The organism is Paenibacillus sp. MT124 (assembly GCF_058792755.1).
Map to the genome: position 1 here is coordinate 2,632,027 of NZ_CM179500.1, position 19,419 is coordinate 2,651,445.

Genomic DNA, 19,419 nt, shown 5'->3' on the forward strand with positions numbered 1-19,419 from the left:
GCAGTGTGATCACTGCGAAAGCAGACGTTTATTTGCGTTCACCAATACATGTATCAGGGAGTTGCCAAACGCAAACCTGCAAATTTATGTTACAGAGCGATTATTAATGGGGAATGTGTAGAAGAGGAATATTCTAGGTATATTATAGTTTCAACTTGTATATACATGTTTACTTATGTAATATAGAAATGTAGTTAACTGAGATCTTGATCATGTGCAATACAACTTATTGGAGGCGTTAACATGAGTTCAAACGATACAACTTCCTCATCGTGGTGGAGAACCTCCACGGTGTATCAGGTATATCCCAAGAGCTTCAACGACACCACGGGTTCAGGTACCGGGGATATTCGGGGGCTGACCGAGAAGCTTGATTATTTGCAGCACCTCGGAATTGATATTGTGTGGCTGCAGCCGGTATATGTATCTCCGCAGAATGATAATGGTTACGACGTAGCGGACTATTACGAGATTAATCCGGACTTTGGTACGATGGAAGATTTTGATGAATTATTGAAGGGTCTGAAGGCTCGTGATATGAAACTGATGATCGATATTGTGGTGAACCACTCGTCAACCGAACATGAATGGTTCAAGCAAGCGCGTTCATCCAAGGATAATCCGTACCGGGATTATTACATTTGGAAAGATCCGGCGCCGGACGGCGGCGTACCAAACAACTGGCAGTCCAAATTCGGTGGACCTGCTTGGCAGTACGACGAGCAGACAGGGCAGTACTTCCTGACTTTGTTTGACAAAACCCAGGCCGATCTGAACTGGGAAAACGAACAGGTTCGCAAGGCGGTAAGGGACATGATCAAGTTTTGGGCAGAAAAGGGTGTAGATGGTTTCCGGATGGACGTTATTAACCTAATCTCCAAGGATCAGCGTTTTCCGAATGATGACGGCAGCGAAGGACCAGGCGATGGACGCAAATTCTATACGGACGGACCACGTGTTCATGAATATATCACCGAGATGTATGAGGAAGTATTCGGTCCCTACAACATGGTAACGGTTGGAGAGATGTCTTCCACAACACTGGAACATTGCATCCGCTACTCGAATCCGGCTTCCCGTGAATTTTCAATGACGTTCAATTTCCATCACCTGAAGGTGGATTATCCGAATGGGCAGAAGTGGGAATTGATGCCTTATGATTTTGAAGCGATGAAACGCTTGTTCAGTGAATGGCAGACAGGAATGCAGGCAGGTGGAGGCTGGAACGCACTCTTCCTTAACAATCATGATCAGCCGAGAGCGCTGTCCCGTTTCGCAGATGATGGGGACTACCGTGCCGAGAGTGCCAAAATGCTGGCAACAACCATTCACGGCATGCAGGGTACGCCTTATGTCTATCAAGGTGAAGAGATCGGAATGCCGAATCCCGTCTGGAATGACGTAAGCGAATTCCGTGACATTGAATCCACGAATATGTATCGTTTGCTTCAGGAAGAACGCGGAAAGTCAGCGGAAGAAGCCTTTGCCATCGTGAAAGAGCGCTCCCGAGACAACTCCCGTACGCCGATGCAATGGGATGGCAGCAAGAACGCCGGATTCACAACAGGTACACCTTGGATCAAAGTAGATGAACGTTATCCTTCGACAAACGTAGCTGAACAATTGGCTGATCCGAATTCGATCTATTATCACTATCGTAAGCTCATTGCACTGCGCAAACACGTCCCCGTATTGACAGACGGTCTGTATGAGCGTCTGGATGATGCACATCCCGAAGTATTCGCTTATGCCCGGACAAATGGCAATGAAACATTGATCGTTGTGTCCAACTTCAGCAAGAGAGAGGTATCCTTCTCACTCCCAGCAGCGGTCTGGAACGATCACGTATCCGGTAAAACGGCTAAACTGCTTATTGGCAACACAGAGGTGGAACCTGCTCTGGATCAGGTCATCACACTTAGTCCGTACGCTTCTTATATGTGGCTTGTACCACAACAGGACTAAATTACATTATCTAAATAGGAAGTGACAACATGGCAATCGATAGAAAACAGGTTGAGGAGATCGTACGGGCTGTCGGTGGAAAAGAAAACATCGAAGCTGCGACGCACTGTGTCACACGACTCCGGTTCGCCTTGTATGATGAGAGTAAAGTGGATACGGAAGGTCTGGACCAGAATGATCTGGTCAAAGGGCAATTTTCATCGCAAGGTCAATTCCAGGTTGTTATCGGACCTGGACTTGTCGATAAGGTATACGATGAGATGATCCAGATAACAGGCGGTGACCGTGCGTCCAAGGACGATGTGAAGGCAGCTGCCGGCAAAAAGCAAAATCCGATCCAACGCGCAATCAAAACGCTGTCAGACATTTTTATTCCGATCCTGCCTGCCATTATTACGGCAGGTCTCCTGCTCGGAATCAACAATATTTTGACAGGACCGGGCATATTTTTTGATGAACAATCGCTGGTTGATGTCTACCCGGCATGGAAGGACCTGGCGTCCATCATTAATACCATTGCAAGCACAGCCTTTACCTTCCTTCCTGCCTTAATTGGATGGGCAGCAGTAAAAAGATTCGGCGGAAGCCCGCTGCTGGGGATTGTGCTTGGGCTGATCCTGGTGCACCCTGATTTGCTGAGTGCCTACAGCTATGCGAATGCAGTAAATGAAGGCACCGTGCCGACCTGGAATCTCTTTGGCTGGCACATTGAGAAGATTGGTTATCAAGGCCAGGTTCTGCCGGTATTGGTTTCAGCTTACCTGCTGGCCAAAATTGAGATTTTCCTGAACAAAAGAGTGCATGACTCCGTCAAGCTGCTTGTCGTTGCCCCTATAACGTTACTTGTTACCGGATTCCTTGCATTTACCATCATTGGTCCCGTTACGTTCGCCATTGCGAATGCGATTACATCTGGCCTGATTTATATTTATGAATCCTATGCGGCCCTTGGTGGTCTAATCTATGGTGGTCTGTATGCATTGCTGGTTATTACCGGTATGCACCATACGTTCCTGGCGGTCGATGTACAATTGATTGGTAGTCAGGGAGGTACCTTCTTGTGGCCGATGCTGGCGCTGTCCAATATCGCCCAAGGCTCTGCAGCACTTGCGATGATGCTGGTTCTACGCGAACAGAAAATGCGCGGACTTGCGGCTACTTCATCCGTGTCAGCTTTCCTTGGTGTTACGGAGCCTGCCATCTTCGGGGTAAACATCCGTTATCGTTACCCGTTTATCTTCGGTATGGTAGGTTCAGCCATTGGTGGCGTTCTGTTGACCATGAATAATGTTCAGGCGACCTCCATCGGTGTAGGTGGGGTTCCGGGATTCCTGTCCATCTTCCCGAACAAATGGGGAGTGTTCTTCATCGGTATGGCGATTGTGCTCATCGTTCCATTCGTTCTGACGGTGATTTTTGGCAGAGCGAAGTTGAGAAAGCAAGATCGCAGCACTAACGCTGAAGCAGTAACCGGAAGCAAACCAACCGCAGTCTCTGCGAGCAATACAGCGGTTTCGGGTGAGGAAGCAGCCGCAGCCGAACGGACACGCACAAACGCACAAGTGGGAGACGAACCGGTGAACACGCTGGAAGTCATGGCCCCATTAACAGGAACAGCGGTTCCGCTGGAGCAGGTACCGGATCCGGCTTTTGCCGAGAAACAGATGGGTGAAGGGGTTGCCATCGAACCTTCTGGCAATCGGGTGGTTGCTCCGTTTGATGCCCAGGTTGCACATGTTATCAAAAGCAAACATGCGGTCATTCTGGAACATGCAAGCGGCTTGCAAATTTTGATCCATGTTGGGATCAACACGGTATCGCTGAAAGGCGAGGGCTTCAACATGCACGTCGAAGCTGGTGAACATGTAAGAGCGGGACAGACGCTGCTCGAATTTGATCGTAATGTCATTGAAGCTGCTGGACATCCGCTCATTACACCAATCATTATTCCGGATGGTCAGGATATGGTTGATCGGGTTGAAGTTACTACAGGTGACGTTTCATCCAATCGCAATGGTATACTAACCGTTCATCTGAAGGGATAATTACTCACCTTAGCTTATGACATTATTCACTTTCTTCTATTCAAGACGAACCAGTACAGGTCTGCGAGCCTGGAACTGGTTCGTTTTTCTTTGGGGTCATGATACACTATATATAACTAAAATTTGAAATAGACTATCGTTGATCTCCGCGTGTATGCATGTTACGGATGAATTATTCATATGGTTCTGAGGAGAGTTCCTAGTGCTAAGGACGATAGGAGGAGAGCCATGACTCGTGTAGCAGTGATGGTTATACATGGACTGGGTATGCAAAAGGATGATTATGCGGATAAACTGATTTCACATTTGCATAAGGAATTTGATCAAGTGATGGTCAAGCGTGGTGCAGCGGAGAAATATTTGGACATTGAGCCAGTCTTTTGGGCGGACGTCTTTGAAGAGAGGGAAGAAGCGCTGTTCCAACAGCTGGTAAGCTCTCATAGGTTGAATTATCAGGCGCTGCGCAGATTTGTCATTCACTATTTGGCGGATGCCGTCGCCTATCAGCCTGTTGAGCATCAAGGTCATAATTACGACGCTGTACACAGCACCCTCAACCGTGCCATGCATGCACTCGCACAGCGCAACGGTCCCGAAACTCCGCTCTGCGTGATTGCTCACAGTCTGGGTGCTGTCATTGCCAGCAATTTTTTCTATGATCTCCAGTTTCCATCGAGCCGCGTCCCATCGATCGTGGATGTGACCTCTGCATTGGAGCGGGGAGATACGTTAACCAATTTCTATTCGTTCGGAACGACGCTGCCACTTTGGAGTCTACGTTATCATGACTTTAGCAGTCCGATTCAGGTGCCATCCTCCATGGCTGCACAGCAGTACTTTCCCGGGCTTGAGGGGGAATGGGTTAATTTTTATGATCGGGACGATATTCTTGGATATCCCTTAAGGCCGATCGATCCGGCTTATGAAGCCGCGGTCAAGGAAGATATAGAGATTAACTCAGGTGGTTTGATTGGCAGTTGGAATCCGCTCAGTCATGGGGGATACTTCGCCAATAGTGCCATGAACCGCAGGATTGCTCAAGGACTGGCACGGACCTGGACTTGGGTGAATCGTGAATGACATCTATGTATATAGGATACGACAGTTGGAAGGGGGGAATTACTTTGGAATGCAGGACAGGCTGTGCGGCATGTTGTATCGCCATATCCATCTCTTCACCGATACCAGGCATGGAAGATGGTAAACCTGCAGGTGTACGGTGCGTACAACTGACAGCCGATAATCGATGCAGCATCTTTGGTCATCCGGATCGTCCGGCTGTTTGTAGTGGATTACAGGCTTCGGTTGATATGTGTGGAAATTCGGATCAGGAGGCTTTTAATATTCTGAACTGGTTGGAGGAAGAAACAAAACCCGGATTTTAACGCGAAGTTGTTTTATTGAAAAAGGGTAATTATACTTATTATGGAAGTTATATGAGTTGAGAGGAGCATGGGATTAATGCATCTGGTCAAACGATTTCTGGTCGTGACAGCGAATATGATCGCTGAACTGTGGATGGGATTCTATCGACGAAACTCGGACTTCTATGATAAGCAAACTTCTGGATCGAAAAGTAAAACGGGCTATTATGTTTTTGTAATTACTGCTGCAGTGGTTGCAGTAGGTGTGGTCAGCTGGATGTATAATCGTATGTACTCATAAGTGGCTAAGAAGAATGTACCCTGCACGAATCAAGCTCAACGTGTAAAATCAAACCAAAGAGTATCCATGGATAACAACCAAGGGATACTCTTTTTTTGGTGTGCTTGTCCCTCAGGATCTGGAGGAACGAACACGCTCTTCTTTTTTCTTCAGCATGTGTGTGAGAAGCAGCTTTAACACGGAGGATACAATGAAGAAAATAAAAAGGATCCGGAACAGCTGATACCCTGACACCACGGACAAGTTGGCATTGACTTCATGAGCCATGATACTCATCTGATCCATTCCACCTGGCGCCATGCTGAGCAGTGAGGTAGCGGCTGAAAGAGAGAACAGCTGCATGAGTACATAACTTAACCCAAGCGAGCTGGCAATAAGGAGAACACTGCTGAGCACAGCGAGGGTAATGGTCTGTGTTTTGCGCTGCAGATGCTGAGGCCTTAGCATGAGACCCACATGACTGCCAATCATCAGCTGCGAAATATTCAGCAAGGAGGAAGGCAAGGGTGATGTTTGCATGGTTGTAGTCAGATGTATGACACACATAACAATCATTGGCCCAAGCATAAACGCTGTAGGAAAACGAAGCTTACGAGCAACCCAGGCACCAGCTACACAGAGCGGACCATAGAGCAGGATCTCCGGAAAGAGATTCATCCATGACGCTGCCTGGGCCGCTTGCGGATCAGCTGCAGCGCCCGCCGCACCGCCAATCCATGGACTGAACACCAGGAAAGGCACACAGAACACAATCAAGATCAACCGAGTCACTTGCAGGAAGGTCACCAGCGTCAGATTAATGGACTTTATTTCTTCCGCAAGCGAAACCATTTGGGACAACCCGCCAGGAATACTTCCGACCAGGAGAGAAGGGAAGTCAAAATCAGTCAGCTTGGATGCGATGTATGCGGTTAACGTACATAATCCAATCAACAGCAGGGTCATGAGCAGCATCACGGGAAGCTGGTGGAGAATGCCCTGCAGTGCATCTGCTGTCAGTGACAACCCGATAGAATAACCGACGATCAGAATCCCATAATCCCGGATGGAGGTTGGCCATAGGAGCGGCAGTTTAACGACCTGAGACCCAAGCAGCATAAATACCATGGGGCCGAGCAGCCAGGGAATCGGGGTGTGGATGGCTGTGAACAGAAGTCCGCCGAGTACCGAGACGCACAGACTAAGAATGAACCGGAAAAAGGCGGAGGGACTGTGCTTATGCATCAGTTCCATCCGCTTGGTCTTTCTGCTGGATCAGGTTGTATCAGTAGTAAGTATGAGTCTGAATTAAGAGTATGAACCATGTGTGATCACTCCTGATGATAAAATACGTCCCTTCACAGTTTGCTATTTATGAACGAACTACGACATGTTAAGCGAACTTGCTACAGCTTGATTAGTTTAAGCGAACACGTGCTGAAGGTTTGGGTTCTTTAAACATCATATAGTACATCAGCGAGGAAATCACGTATAAACCGCCCGTTATACTAAACGTAATGGCGTATCCCCAGTACGTGCCGTATGTGGTTACGAGGTAGGATTGAACAGGTCCCATCGTTGCCCACCCAATCATAAATGCAGTTTGCATCAGCGAATTGGCGATTCCGCGACGCTTGTCGGAAACTCTGTCTACCAGAATGGCAGATTGAATCGGATTCGCTGCATTCATCAAAGCTTGTCTGAATAAAAAGCTGACCGAAGCAATGAAAAGTACGTTAGTGAAGCCGGTCAACAACAAAAATGGAAGGGAAAACACCTGAAATATGACTACAGCTCGGACACTTCCGACTTTGGCGGCAAGCGTTGGCCCGATCAGCATGGAGACGATTGTCATAATTTGTCCAAGCGAAATAAGTAAGCTCATCGCACTTAGCGAAACGGAAAACCGGTTGGTAAAATACAAATTCAGGTAAGGGACGACCAGCCCGGAACCGAACCCAATCAGTAATTGAGTAATAACAAACTGACCAATCAGTCGGGAGTCATTCTTTTTGTCCTGTAAATTCCCAGGCTGTTCGGTAGCAGACAGATTTTTATCCTCAGAGGCAACCACCGCAGGAACAGCACTAGTAGTGACAGTCTGTGCGGGAGTCTTATCATCGGATACAAACAGCATCGGAATAAATGCGGCCAAAGTTGCTGCCCCCCCAATGAACAACACGGTTTGCAGTCCAGTAACCTTGGCGATTCCCAGTGTGTGCAGAAGGTCGGCAAACACTCCGCCGCCTAGACTTCCAAGCACCTGTGAGGCGAGCACAAGGGAGGAGTAGTAGCTGAACATCTTCAACCGCTGACTCTTCTTCACATTTTCGGCCAGAAAAGGAATGGCCAGGACCTGAAAGACGCCTGCGAATAGCCCTGAAAATACAGCAAACCAGATCAGGCCGCTCGCCGAATAATCAAATGACCGGCCGATCAGGAAGATTCCGCTGAATAAAGCGCCTGCGATTAGCAGTCTCTTTCGGCTGAAACGATCACCACCAAGCCCGATAGGTACAAACATGATCGCTGTGGCTAACGATTGTATACTTACAATCTGGCCGTTCATTGTATCATTGTAGCCTAGACCCTGAATGTACAGATTGTACAAAACCGAGAACATGCCATTTCCGATCTGATACAGGATGCTTGCCAGAAAAAAGAGTTGAATATTTCGGGACCAACCCCGAATCTCAGCGTGAATCTGTCGTAAAACTCTCAAGTGTAATCCCCCAGTCGTACCAGTGCAGTGATTCCAGTGTAACAGGAAAGGGGGATTTGCGGAAGAATTGACCACTGTTTATTTTGTCATAAGGCTGAATTACGCAATGACACGAGCGATGACCAATCCATCATGCCCTTTGCTGCCTACCGTTTGCAGTGCAGTTGCTTCAAGACGAGGGTGATCGGCGATCAGCTTGAGGAATTGACGTACGCCCTGAACTCTCGGGTCCGTACTCTCTGCATGGATCACTTCGCCATCTCTGACGATGTTATCTCCGATAATCAGACTTCCCGGCCGGGACAGACGGAGCGCCCATCGGAGGTAATCGGGATTACTCGGTTTGTCTGCATCAATGAAGATCAGATCAAAAGGCTCCCTGTAGTCTTCTTGAACGTCAGGAAGGGTTGTTAATGCAGGTCCAATCCTCAGATCAACCTTGTCGATTAGCCCAGCCTGCACCAGATTGTTGCGTGCGATTTCCGCATGATGTGGATCAGCTTCAAGCGTTACGATTTTTCCGTGCTCAGGCAGTGCTCTTGCCATCCAGATCGTGCTGTAAGCACCCAGCGTACCTATTTCAAGCACACGTGCTGATCCGTGAATTTGAAGCAGGAGCTGAAGGAATTTCCCTTGGTTAGGAGCAACATCATGGGCTGGTAATCCGGCTTCCGTGTTCCTACGAAGCGTTTGTTCCAGCAGAGGATCCGAGGGAATAAGCAACTGATTCAAATAGTCGTCGACCTGACTCCAAGTGTGCTCAAGAGAAGAATAATCATTGTTTTTCATAAAGGTTTCTTCCTTTCCAAAACGATAGTTTGAATTTCATAATTCAAATATAATGATTACAAATGTATAAATAAAATATATATTATATATAAAATCATAAATTGAAGTTATATATTGTGGACATAGGAGTGACGTAAATGAATTTGCACGGACTACGATTGTTCCATGCCATTGTAAGATACGGTGGCGTTACCCGCGCCGCAGAAGAACTGAATATTAGCCAGCCTGCGGTCTCGTCACAGGTGAAGAAATTTGAACATGAACTGGGCATTCGTTTATTTGTTACAGAGGGTAGACGACTGGTTCTTACCGATGTGGGTGTGCAGTTAAAAGAATACGCAGAACGTCTGTTTTTGCTTGAACAGGATGTGGAGAACTTTGTGCAGGATATGCGGGAAGGGAAAAAAGGCATCATTCGATTAACGGCAACGTACTTGCCTTCTAATTTTTTGCTGCCTGGATGGATTGCGAAGTTCAAACAAACACACGAAGATGTGGAACTTGTGGTCAGTACCACCAATACCCGGATGGCCTTTGATCAACTGCTGCGATATGAGGCTGAGATTGCCGTATACGGTGGGAGCGGGGTTACACATCAAGGCGTACATTGGGATGAATTGTTTGAGGATGACATGTGGTTTGTCGTGCATCCAGCGCATCCGTATGCTGATCGGGAAGTGGACTTGGCCCAGATGGTAGCAGAACCCTTCATCATGCGTGAAGAAGGTAGTGCTACGCGTGAGCGGCTAATCTCACTATGCAGTATGAACAACGTGGCTGCCCCTCGCATTGCACTGCAGTTCAACGGGTTGAATGAAACGATTAGTGCGGTAAAGGCAGGTTACGGAGCCAATTTTATATCCTCATTGGTCGTGAAGGAAGATGTTCGTGAGGGCCGTCTTTCACGTGTTTATGTCCGAGGGATTCATCTGAAAAATAAGATTGCCGTGTGTACCCGAGCTGGTGAGGTGTTATCACCTGCAGCGCAGCATCTGGTACAGCTAATTCGGCAGGAGGCATCCCGGATAATCGGAGATGATATCCGATAAACGAATGGAGGATATCTGAAATGGAAACGAACACGACATGCCTCCCAGAATGATTTGTATGAAGATTGACATGGCATATCAAACCCGAATGTTAACGTTCTGCTGTAACACCTTGCTGATCATTAAACCGGTATAGGGCAAGCAAAGTCACGCCTCCAACCACGACAACAGGTATCCAGACAGCAATCATAGGAATGTTATGAAACATAAGTGCCGCGACAATGACACCAATCAGATAAATGATTACGGCAAACACCCGCAAGTATGAGTCAGTGGATAAAGCCTTCATCAATGAACCTATACTCGTGTGCCGGAGACGCTGCAGAATGCTTACGGCATCTTCAATGACTGCGGCAAGATTATTTGTCAGTACTGTGGTGGAGATCCCGGCGATGCCGATCCGCCGTGCAGCTGTAGTTTGCATTCCCATAGCAGCAGCCAGTATGGCGATTAACAGATAGGCAAGCTGTTCTGAATAAGGGCTGACCATGATGATCGCGAATATCAGGAGCAGGATGCTTTCGACAACAAAAACACGGGTTACACGGGATGACCATCCGTTTTTGGTCTGTTGGGAACCGATCATGCGTGCGGCAATGGCATTGCCGGCAATGAAGCCCGCCAGAGCAATAAGGGAACGCAGCACGATAAACTCCTGCGCACGGGCTATCGCAATTCCCAGCAGTACGATATTACCGGTCATATTCGCGGTAAGTACATGCCCCAGTCCCAGATATCCAATGACATCGACCATTCCGGCCGCTAGACATAGAAGCAGAAGTGAATACTTTTGCAGAGGTTGCTGCATGGTGAATCCGTCCTTTCAATAAATGCTCAACCCCTCAAGTATACAGCATCATCTCATAAAATAAAGACGGTACGTTCGCTTATGGTGTGGAACTAAGGTGAAGCAAGCCAATCAAACATGTTATTTACCGCGGCAGCATGGATATTGTCATGGAACCAGTGATTCTGTCCCCCATAGGCATGAAAGGTCACTTCGATTTCTCTTCGCTTCAACCAATGATACATACGGGTTCCATGACTATAGTTGACTTGAGTATCTTCTGTACCGTGCATGATCAACACTGGGCAGCGGAGCTTGGAGACGGCAGCCAGCGGAGAACGGGCAAGATAGGCTTCGGGAACAGCACGGGGCGATCCGCCCAGAATACGTTTCAATGTGCGTCTCAGGTCGGTTCGCTCTTGATATGTCCGTTCGACATCGGCAACACCGCTCCAAAGCACAAGTTTATGTACATGGTAGGGGCCTTCGTTGAAAAAGGTAGCTGTATGCACAGCATTGATGGCCCCGCGGGAGAATCCCATAAGCGAAATACGCGAAGAATCGGCATATGGAAGTGCTTGTACTAGCCGGTATGCGGCTCGCACGTCTTCAATATCATGTCCACCATACTCGTCCCGGCCTTCGCTACCCTCATTGCCGCGATAGGAGGGAGCGAACACGATGTAGCCTTTGTGTGCAAACTGCTCCACCCAGGCCGTTTTTACGCCGCCATAGCTGCCAAGGCCTCCGCGACAATAGATAAGAACAGGCCAACTTTCTTGCTTATGGTTATCGATTTGCGTTGGAGGATAACGACTTGCCAGCAGCCGGAATTTCACATCATGTAATAAGTCCGTGCTGCATGTTCCAATATGTTCCTTCGTCTCTTGCTTGTGGCAAGGAGAAGAGATTATACAGCCTTCGGGCAGATACATATACGCTTTAACCCGGAATTCATTAGAGGAATAGGTCACTTGATACAGCAAGAAAAATCAACCTCTTTCATGGTCAATAGGTGTGGATATGACAAGTTGTAGAACATGGAATACCATGTAGCATGTGTCAAAAATCTGATCCCATACCTCTCGTTCATGCTAACTGCTCACGTGACACAAATTCGTTTATTGGCTCCATATGTTTTATAATGAATCAGAGACAGGTGCGGGCCGCCTGAATTCTTATACCTGTAAATTACTCAAGTGCGCATAAAAGAAAGGAAGAAAACCATGATGAACGCTCCACATCCGATTGACCAATTCAAGAAATTCAAATACGAAATTACCAGATTCATGATGATTTATAAATTTGCTCTCGATCAGATGGAAACCAAAATTGAAGTTTTAAAGGAAGAGTTTCAGTCCTTGCATGATTACAGCCCAATTGAGCATACGAAATCCAGATTAAAGTCTCCTGAAAGCATCATGAATAAGATGTTTCGCAAAAATCATGAACTGACCTTCGAAAGTATCAAGAAAAATATCAAGGACATTGCCGGCGTTCGTATCACATGCTCCTTTATCTCGGACATCTATCGGATCAAGGATATGCTGTGCAATCAGAGTGATCTGCGTGTGCTAGAAGTGAAGGATTATATCCAGAATCCGAAGCCCAATGGATATCAAAGCTTGCACCTTTTGGTGGATGTACCTGTTTATATGTCCAATGGTGAAGAGCGTGCCTGTGTTGAGATTCAGATCCGTACCATTGCCATGGATTTCTGGGCGAGCCTTGAACATAAAATCTTTTATAAATACAATAAGGACGTTCCTGAACGTCTGACCAAGGAATTAAAAAGCGCAGCAGATTCCGCCAATGCCCTTGATCAACAGATGGAGAGGCTTCATCGGGAGATTCAAGAGATCAAGGATGCAGAGAATGAACGGGATGAGGAGGAGCTGCGCCGCATTATCATTAACAATCAGCAGTTTACACTGCCATCCAACCTGCTTCGTCTGCTTGGAGACGGAGAACACTAAGTAAACAGGAAACATCGTAAGGAAAGGAACAAGTTTAATCCCTATGAATAGTTCATCAGCATCCTTAAATCATCAATCATCCTCACGTGTGCGTATGGCCTTGATATTGGGGACACTGTCTGCCTTCGGTCCGTTGTCTCTGGATATGTATCTGCCCGCACTGCCTACACTGGCTGAGGATTTTAATTCCTCTCCTTCGTATGCACAGCTCAGTTTAACAGCCTGTATGGTCGGGCTTGCTGCAGGGCAGTTGTTGGCAGGTCCCCTTAGTGATGTACGAGGACGTCGTACGCCGCTTATTGCAGGACTTGTGCTATATACGATTGCTTCCATTCTATGTCTGGTGAGTCCGACAATGGGTTCTTTTGTTGTGCTGCGTTTTATTCAGGGGGCTGCGGGTGCAGCCGGAATTGTTATATCCCGGGCAGTGGTAAGAGATGTGTATTCGGGTCCGGAGTTAACCCGGTTCTTCTCCCTGCTGATGCTTATTAACGGGGTAGCGCCTATCGCAGCACCGATTATCGGTGGGCAGCTGCTCGCTTATACTTCATGGCGTGGTGTCTTTATCTTATTGAGTCTTATTGGGGTGCTTACGTTACTGGCCGTTATTTTTGGACTTGGAGAGACCCTGCCGTCCGAACGAAGATCCAGCGGAGGGTTGAAGCAGACTCTGGTCACATTCCGGCAGATCGCAGCGGACCGTCTGTTCATGGGATATGCATTGACTCAAGGATTTGTGGCAGCGGGAATGTTCGCGTACATATCGGGTTCACCATTTGTACTGCAAAAGATTTACGGCGTCTCTCCGCAGATGTTCAGTATCTGCTTCGCCGTTAATGGTCTCGGAATCATTCTGGCAAGCCAGATTGCCGGGAGATTGGCGGGTAAAGTGTCCGAAACGCGTTTGCTCTTGGCCGGCCTCGTTGCGGCTGCAGTAGGAGGCACATCTCTGCTCGTTGCCATCCTATTGGGAGGCAATCTGATCTCCATCCTGGTTCCGTTATTTCTTGTCGTTTCCAGTGTGGGTCTCGTCAACACGGCTTCCTTCGCGCTGGCCATGGCCAACCAGGAGAAGTCAGCTGGCAGTGCCTCTGCACTAATCGGGGTCATGACATTCCTGTTTGGCGGGATCGTAGCTCCGCTCGTCGGTTTGGGAGGAGAGGGAACCGCGGTACCAATGGGGATCGTTATCGCATGTGCCGACCTTGGGGCTTTACTGCTCTATCTGGTTATGGTCGGTAAGCGTGGGCACCGTCAGCAGACCCGTTAATCCTATATAAAATAGCTAAGCGCCCCATTCGAAGCTCTAAACTTCGGGTGGGGCGCTTGTGTGTTAGCAAAGAGCGAACAAGATTTGCGTATTGAGCAAAATGCCAGGGGTCAGGAACGGATAGAAGTAACCGACGACAAAACCAAAGATATTAGTGGCAGGCCACATGAGAAAGACGTCATTGTAGGTGAATACAAGGGACCAACGGTTGTAACAAAAGTTCTGCAGTACACGCTGATTCTGATCCCTTGGGGCGGTTACGCCTGTTTGGGCGAATTGCACAGCTTGGGTCAAATTCTGTGGTTGCTGCTGGATAAACAACGGCAGAAGCCCGGGGCTGCTTTTGATCAGATTGTAGAGAAATATCATCTCCGCTGGTGGCTGCCCAACCGGACGTGGATAGGCGCCTAACAGGGTAGGCAGATTGCCTTGCGACAACTGTGCGGGAACGCCTGGAACCGTACCTTGACCGCCTCCTGGAAAGAACGGTGGCTGTCCGCCAATGCTTCCACCTGGAAAGTATGGGGGAAAAGATCCCTGTCCTCCGGGAATTCCTTGGATGGGCTGCCCTCCCTGGCTGCCACCCGGGAATAATGGAGGAAACTGTACAGAGCGCTCTTCACCACCGTAACCTGCATAGGTATGATTGATGTAATCCATCTACGAACATCCTTCCTGTCGTCGTATTCTGAGAACATCATATGGCGGCATTCGCCCAAAGGTGAATGGATCACGAGCTATCGAACGTGGTAAAGGAAAAACCGGATTGACAACTCAGTTGATAACAATTATCATTGTCAATGGAAATGGACAAGTACATACAGGGATCATATACCGGAGAGTATAGGCCCTTTTTAAATTTTCCATACCAGCTCATATTGAGGTGTTCATCATGAAAGGGGATAATCACGTGTTGAAGAGGAATAAAAAAGGACTCATGCTGCTAATCGCGATTATGGTCATGTCATTGTGGCTGGCTGCATGCGGAACGAAGTCGGCAGATAATGGAACTGCAGCAGGAGAGACGAATACAACATCGGAGACGGAGACACAGACAGAAGCTCCAACAGAACGCACGGTAAAAGATGCACAGGGTCATGATGTGACGATTCCAGCCAATCCGCAGCGCATTATCGCTTCCTATCTAGAAGATCATCTGGTAACACTTGGCGTTAAGCCAGCTGCTCAGTGGTCAGCACGTGATGGCAGCAGTGTGCAGGATTATCTTCAAGGAACTCTGAATGGAGTCCCTACTATTGCAAGTGAACTTCCTTTTGAGGCTGTTGCCAGCTTCTCGCCGGACCTGATCATTATGGGTTCTGAAAGTACTGTAGAAGGGGAGAAGTACGAACAATACAATAAAATTGCCCCGACCTATGTACTTGGTGATGATGTGAACAAGGATTGGCGTCAGGCTCTTTTGAAAATAGGTGAGCTGTTGAATAAATCGGATGTAGCTCAAAAAGCGCTTGACGATTACGATGCAAAAGCAAAAGAAATTAAGGAAAAAGTGACTGCCGCAACAGGTGGTACGAAAACTGCAGCAGCACTCTGGCTCTTCAATAACAAGTTTTATGTGGTTAGTAACAATGTCTCCAGTGGTGAAGTTATGTACAATGAACTCGGACTGCAACAGCCTGAAGTTGTGAAGGAAATATCGGCAAAAGCAACTGGTAACTGGTCCGAGGTTTCCCTGGAAAGAATCGCAGATATGAATGCTGACTATCTCTTCCTGGTTAACAGTGATAAGGGAACAGGGGCAGAAGCGTTGAAAGACGCAGTGTGGCAAAGTATCCCTGCTGTGAAAAACGGAGAAGTATACGAGTTTGAGAGCACGAGCAGCTGGTTGTATAGTGGAGTACAAGCGAACACGCAAATTCTGGAAGATATTCAGAAAAGCATTGTTAAATAAATGAATGGCACATGATATGTGCTGCAAGTCATCGTACAACTCTCTGGTGTCCATAGGCATCAGGGAGTTTTTTGTTTTTTTAGTATAACCCGATATATACTTACGAAGTAACAGTGTCCGTATGGGAACCATCCGTTCCCGATTAAGAAAGGGGATAGGTCTATGATGTATACATTGAATCCAAATGATCTGACGAGCAGGGATAATTATAAATTGATGAGTGGTTCGGTAGTGCCGCGACCGATAGCTTTTGTCACAACCATTTCAGAGGACGGCAGCGTCGTGAATGCAGCTCCGTTTAGTTTCTTTAATGTCGTTAGCTCCGATCCGCCGTTGCTGTCCATTTCCATTAACCGTAAGGATGGAGTGATGAAAGATACCGCCCGCAATGCGATTGCAGGGCAAGAGCTAGTCGTACATATCTGTGACGAATCAATCGTTAACGAAATGAATGAGACAGCAGCACTGCTTGAACCACATGAGAGCGAGCTGGAGCGAACTAGCCTGACGACGGTACCAAGTTCAGTTGTGACGGTGCCCGGAATACAGGAAGCACTGATCCGCATGGAATGTCGTCTGTATCAGCATATTCCGGTGTCTAATGATGAAGGAAAACCTGTAACGGATCTGCTTCTCGTTCGCATCGTACAGTATCACTTTAATGAAAAAGTGTATGACCCCGCTCATCACTACATTTTGATGGATCACCTTAAACCCGTAAGCCGGCTTGCAGGCAATGATTACGCTAAACTTGGTGAGCGATTCACGGTAGTTCGGCCTGTATAAGGTCATTCACTTGGTCATTTACTTTTCATCTTTCCATATAGGATCCAAATGGCTGATTATCTAAATCGATTAATCAAGACGGATAACCTGTGCAAACGTACAGGTCTTGTCCGTCTTTCCTTGTTTGCTGAACATAAACTCATTCTGGCGCGAATAGACTTGTACTATTCTGGTGTGTTACTTGATTGTATTGTAGGCCCCTGCTAGCCATCATAGATGAAGAATGAAATGACAATCTGATAGAAGAGGAGCTTGGATATGGGTTATCGCAGCCTTGCTTACCTCATAGGCCGATATCCACGGTTCATCATGATCAGCTGGGTTTTTATTATCGGGGTATCCGCCGTATGGGCATGGAATCTGCCCGGTGTTGTTCAGGATCATGGGTTGAAACAGATTCATGGAGATGCACATCATATTGAGCGTATGCTCAAGGAAGACTTCGGAATCCCGGATGATCCGATTATTGTCGTTTATGAAAAGCAAACTGGCACCTCTCCAGCAGAATTTCGGAATTGGGTCAACAGACATTTACAGGAGGTAGCCAAGCTGCCCCATATTTCAACCATAATCTCTCCACTTGAGGCTGGAAGAAGCACAATGATGCGGGATGGCATGGCATATGCACTCCTGGATTTTAATGTACCGGCACACCGGATGAATGCTCCCACCGAGCAGCTTCGTTCCCTGAATACAGCAGATGATCAAGGAATTATTCGTTTAACCGGCAAGCCAGTAGTTCAGCAGGATGTGAATCAGTTGAGCTTTCGAGATCTGGAGCGTGCGGAAGTCGTTGGCTTACCGATTGCCTTGTTTATTCTGTGTTTTGCCTTTCGAGGTCTATATGCGGCCCTTGTTGCCGTAATTATGGGCGTCGTCGGTGTGATCACAGCCATGGGTATGACCTCACTCATGGGGCATTACGTGGAACTGTCGAATTTCGTTATTAATGTCATACCGATGGTGGGAATGGCGCTTAGCATCGATTTTGCGCTGATCATTCTAAGTAGATACAGGGATGAGATGCAGTTGTCTCCGCATGATCATGGGCAGAGTTCGTATGAGATTATCCAGAGGACACTGCGTACAGCCGGAAGGGCTGTTTTGTTTTCTGCTGCTTGTGTGCTGCTTGGCCTGTTGTCGCTGGTTTGGATCAGACTTCCCATGTTTCTGAGTGTCTCGCTTGGTGCCATGACGGTGCTGATGATATCCGTGTTAATCAATGTGACCTTGCTGCCAGCCATTCTTACCCTCTATGCTCAGCGGATTTTTAAACGAAAAAAACATTTTCCAATCAGTAAGCCGCCGCGTAAATCCTCCATATGGCTTCGATGGTTTGGCACAGTGATGAAACGACCGATACGGATGACCTTGTTGGGTACAGGTATTCTGCTGTTCTGCGTGCTTCCGGTTCAGCAGTTGGAGATGGCGATTCCGGACGCAACCTCATTGCCCGCAACCATAGAATCCAGACAAGCTGCAGAGAGGATGCAGCAGGTTTTCGCTCAAAAGGACATCGCTTCCGTTGACATCCTCATCGGAGGAACGGGAGAGAGGCTAACCCCATTACACTGGAATACGGCACTTCGAAAGGTAAGGGAGTTGCAAAAGGATGAGGATGTTCTTCAGATAGAATCCGTCTGGGGAATGGATCAGAAGTACAGGCCAGGACAGAACAGAACAACCTCGCAGATTGGAGGTGCGAGCAGCGAGCTGATCTTGCACGATTCGCTTCTCTCCTCGTACGTATCTGAGGATGCTATTCGTCTGGTGGCGATCATCAAGGGAGCTCCAGGATCAGAACAAGCTGCAAACTGGCTGAACATGATGAATGAACGGGACGCGCAACAAGGCGCTCAGGGGATACCTATTCGTTATGGCGGAGAAGCTGCTTCCCAAGTGGAGATTATGCAGGAAATTTTGGGACAGCTGCCCAAGGTGCTGGTTTTCGTAATCGTATCTAATTACATTGTATTGCTTATGGCATTTCGTTCGCTGCTGATTCCAATCAAAGCAATACTGATGAATATACTCAGCCTGACAGCTTCGTTTGGAGTCTTGGTGCTGGTCTTCAATCAGGGGCATCTGGGGATGGAGCCCTCGGCGATTGCCATCATGATTCCGGTGTTTATCGCTGGACTTGTCTTCGGTATTTCAATGGACTATGGCGTATTTATGCTCAGCCGGATACAGGAGATGTATCGTCTGACAGGAGATAGTGACCAGGCAGTCATGCAGGGACTCGCATCAACGGGTCGACTGATTACATCGGCTGCTGCCATTCTGCTTGCTGTGACTATACCTTTTGCCTTTGGAGATGTGGAAGGAGTGAAGCAGCTTGGCGTTGGCATTACTGCTGCGGTGCTCATTGATGTCACAGTCATTCGTTTGCTGCTCGTGCCAGCACTAATGAAGCTGATGGGGAAATGGAATTGGTGGCTCCCAGGACAAAAAACATAACGCTTTATGAACAT

Annotated in this window: 17 protein-coding genes; 11 read left to right on the top strand and 6 right to left on the bottom strand. The window is 47.7% G+C overall.

The genetic code is table 11. The features are described from left to right. Positions 1-243: 243 nt before the first annotated feature. From treC to AC3RCI_RS12275, 5 genes are all read left to right on the top strand, one after another. Positions 244-1,965 carry an alpha,alpha-phosphotrehalase gene (treC, locus tag AC3RCI_RS12255; protein ID WP_492529192.1) on the top strand — a complete coding sequence of 574 codons (1,722 nt, stop codon included), beginning with the start codon at positions 244-246 and terminating at the stop codon, positions 1,963-1,965. 29 nt (positions 1,966-1,994) lie between these two features. Beyond that, entirely contained in the window at positions 1,995-4,010 is a 2,016-nt protein-coding gene (gene treP, locus AC3RCI_RS12260) for a PTS system trehalose-specific EIIBC component (RefSeq protein ID WP_492529194.1), read from the top strand. A 228-nt stretch (positions 4,011-4,238) separates the two neighbouring features. Beyond that, entirely contained in the window at positions 4,239-5,090 is an 852-nt protein-coding gene (locus AC3RCI_RS12265; protein ID WP_492529196.1) for a chemotaxis protein, read from the top strand. A 44-nt stretch (positions 5,091-5,134) separates the two neighbouring features. Next, complete coding sequence (locus tag AC3RCI_RS12270) at positions 5,135-5,395, top strand: YkgJ family cysteine cluster protein (RefSeq protein ID WP_492529198.1); 261 nt, start codon at positions 5,135-5,137, stop codon at positions 5,393-5,395. Positions 5,396-5,471: 76 nt separating this feature from the next. Further along, positions 5,472-5,675, top strand: a complete 204-nt coding sequence (locus tag AC3RCI_RS12275) for a hypothetical protein (RefSeq protein WP_336779765.1) — start codon at positions 5,472-5,474, stop codon at positions 5,673-5,675. 111 nt (positions 5,676-5,786) lie between these two features. On the opposite strand, the gene AC3RCI_RS12280 is transcribed toward AC3RCI_RS12275, so the two are convergent. The 3 genes from AC3RCI_RS12280 to AC3RCI_RS12290 form a co-directional block, all read right to left on the bottom strand. Further along, on the bottom strand, positions 5,787-6,908 hold the full coding sequence (locus AC3RCI_RS12280) for an AbrB family transcriptional regulator (RefSeq protein WP_492473326.1): 1,122 nt from the start codon (positions 6,906-6,908) through the stop codon (positions 5,787-5,789). Between the two features lie 163 nt (positions 6,909-7,071). Then, positions 7,072-8,376, bottom strand: a complete 1,305-nt coding sequence (locus tag AC3RCI_RS12285; protein WP_492529200.1) for an MFS transporter — start codon at positions 8,374-8,376, stop codon at positions 7,072-7,074. A gap of 99 nt (positions 8,377-8,475) precedes the next feature. Beyond that, positions 8,476-9,165: an O-methyltransferase gene (locus tag AC3RCI_RS12290; protein WP_492473324.1), complete on the bottom strand. Its 690-nt coding sequence runs from the start codon at positions 9,163-9,165 to the stop codon at positions 8,476-8,478. A gap of 137 nt (positions 9,166-9,302) precedes the next feature. Between AC3RCI_RS12290 and AC3RCI_RS12295 the strand changes: the two genes are divergently transcribed. Then, positions 9,303-10,214: a LysR family transcriptional regulator gene (locus AC3RCI_RS12295; protein ID WP_492529202.1), complete on the top strand. Its 912-nt coding sequence runs from the start codon at positions 9,303-9,305 to the stop codon at positions 10,212-10,214. Between the two features lie 91 nt (positions 10,215-10,305). Here the strand turns inward: AC3RCI_RS12295 and AC3RCI_RS12300 are convergent, their stop codons facing one another. Both AC3RCI_RS12300 and AC3RCI_RS12305 read right to left on the bottom strand, forming a co-directional pair. Beyond that, a complete protein-coding gene (locus AC3RCI_RS12300) occupies positions 10,306-11,022 on the bottom strand; it encodes a YoaK family protein (protein WP_492529204.1) in 717 nt (238 codons plus the stop codon). A gap of 92 nt (positions 11,023-11,114) precedes the next feature. Continuing rightward, positions 11,115-11,987: an alpha/beta hydrolase family protein gene (locus AC3RCI_RS12305; RefSeq protein ID WP_492529206.1), complete on the bottom strand. Its 873-nt coding sequence runs from the start codon at positions 11,985-11,987 to the stop codon at positions 11,115-11,117. Positions 11,988-12,230: 243 nt separating this feature from the next. Here AC3RCI_RS12305 and AC3RCI_RS12310 point away from each other — a divergent pair, with 243 nt between their 5' ends. Continuing rightward, positions 12,231-12,977 (top strand): GTP pyrophosphokinase, encoded by a 747-nt coding sequence (locus AC3RCI_RS12310; RefSeq protein WP_095287774.1) that lies wholly within the window; start codon positions 12,231-12,233, stop codon positions 12,975-12,977. 43 nt (positions 12,978-13,020) lie between these two features. Continuing rightward, entirely contained in the window at positions 13,021-14,247 is a 1,227-nt protein-coding gene (locus AC3RCI_RS12315; RefSeq protein WP_492529208.1) for a multidrug effflux MFS transporter, read from the top strand. A gap of 63 nt (positions 14,248-14,310) precedes the next feature. Here the strand turns inward: AC3RCI_RS12315 and AC3RCI_RS12320 are convergent, their stop codons facing one another. Beyond that, positions 14,311-14,907, bottom strand: a complete 597-nt coding sequence (locus AC3RCI_RS12320; RefSeq protein WP_492529210.1) for a hypothetical protein — start codon at positions 14,905-14,907, stop codon at positions 14,311-14,313. Between the two features lie 250 nt (positions 14,908-15,157). Here AC3RCI_RS12320 and AC3RCI_RS12325 point away from each other — a divergent pair, with 250 nt between their 5' ends. The 3 genes from AC3RCI_RS12325 to AC3RCI_RS12335 all read left to right on the top strand — a co-directional run bounded on the left by AC3RCI_RS12325 (position 15,158) and on the right by AC3RCI_RS12335 (position 19,405). Beyond that, a complete protein-coding gene (locus tag AC3RCI_RS12325) occupies positions 15,158-16,159 on the top strand; it encodes an iron-hydroxamate ABC transporter substrate-binding protein (RefSeq protein WP_492529212.1) in 1,002 nt (333 codons plus the stop codon). A 165-nt stretch (positions 16,160-16,324) separates the two neighbouring features. After that, positions 16,325-16,945 carry a flavin reductase family protein gene (locus AC3RCI_RS12330; RefSeq protein ID WP_492529884.1) on the top strand — a complete coding sequence of 207 codons (621 nt, stop codon included), beginning with the start codon at positions 16,325-16,327 and terminating at the stop codon, positions 16,943-16,945. 258 nt (positions 16,946-17,203) lie between these two features. Further along, positions 17,204-19,405, top strand: coding sequence for an MMPL family transporter (locus AC3RCI_RS12335; RefSeq protein ID WP_492529214.1), 2,202 nt, complete (start codon positions 17,204-17,206; stop codon positions 19,403-19,405). The last annotated feature ends 14 nt before the right edge of the window (positions 19,406-19,419 follow it).

What these genes read in the sequence shown, in the direction of transcription:
- treC (WP_492529192.1), top strand. Translation starts at nt 244, where the DNA reads ATGAGTTCAAACGATACAACTTCCTCATCGTGGTGGAGAACCTCCACG.
- treP (WP_492529194.1), top strand. Translation starts at nt 1,995, where the DNA reads ATGGCAATCGATAGAAAACAGGTTGAGGAGATCGTACGGGCTGTCGGT.
- AC3RCI_RS12265 (WP_492529196.1), top strand. Translation starts at nt 4,239, where the DNA reads ATGACTCGTGTAGCAGTGATGGTTATACATGGACTGGGTATGCAAAAG.
- AC3RCI_RS12275 (WP_336779765.1), top strand. Translation starts at nt 5,472, where the DNA reads ATGCATCTGGTCAAACGATTTCTGGTCGTGACAGCGAATATGATCGCT.
- AC3RCI_RS12280 (WP_492473326.1), bottom strand. Translation starts at nt 6,908, where the DNA reads ATGGAACTGATGCATAAGCACAGTCCCTCCGCCTTTTTCCGGTTCATT.
- AC3RCI_RS12290 (WP_492473324.1), bottom strand. Translation starts at nt 9,165, where the DNA reads ATGAAAAACAATGATTATTCTTCTCTTGAGCACACTTGGAGTCAGGTC.
- AC3RCI_RS12295 (WP_492529202.1), top strand. Translation starts at nt 9,303, where the DNA reads ATGAATTTGCACGGACTACGATTGTTCCATGCCATTGTAAGATACGGT.
- AC3RCI_RS12300 (WP_492529204.1), bottom strand. Translation starts at nt 11,022, where the DNA reads ATGCAGCAACCTCTGCAAAAGTATTCACTTCTGCTTCTATGTCTAGCG.
- AC3RCI_RS12310 (WP_095287774.1), top strand. Translation starts at nt 12,231, where the DNA reads ATGAACGCTCCACATCCGATTGACCAATTCAAGAAATTCAAATACGAA.
- AC3RCI_RS12315 (WP_492529208.1), top strand. Translation starts at nt 13,021, where the DNA reads ATGAATAGTTCATCAGCATCCTTAAATCATCAATCATCCTCACGTGTG.
- AC3RCI_RS12320 (WP_492529210.1), bottom strand. Translation starts at nt 14,907, where the DNA reads ATGGATTACATCAATCATACCTATGCAGGTTACGGTGGTGAAGAGCGC.
- AC3RCI_RS12330 (WP_492529884.1), top strand. Translation starts at nt 16,325, where the DNA reads ATGTATACATTGAATCCAAATGATCTGACGAGCAGGGATAATTATAAA.
- AC3RCI_RS12335 (WP_492529214.1), top strand. Translation starts at nt 17,204, where the DNA reads ATGGGTTATCGCAGCCTTGCTTACCTCATAGGCCGATATCCACGGTTC.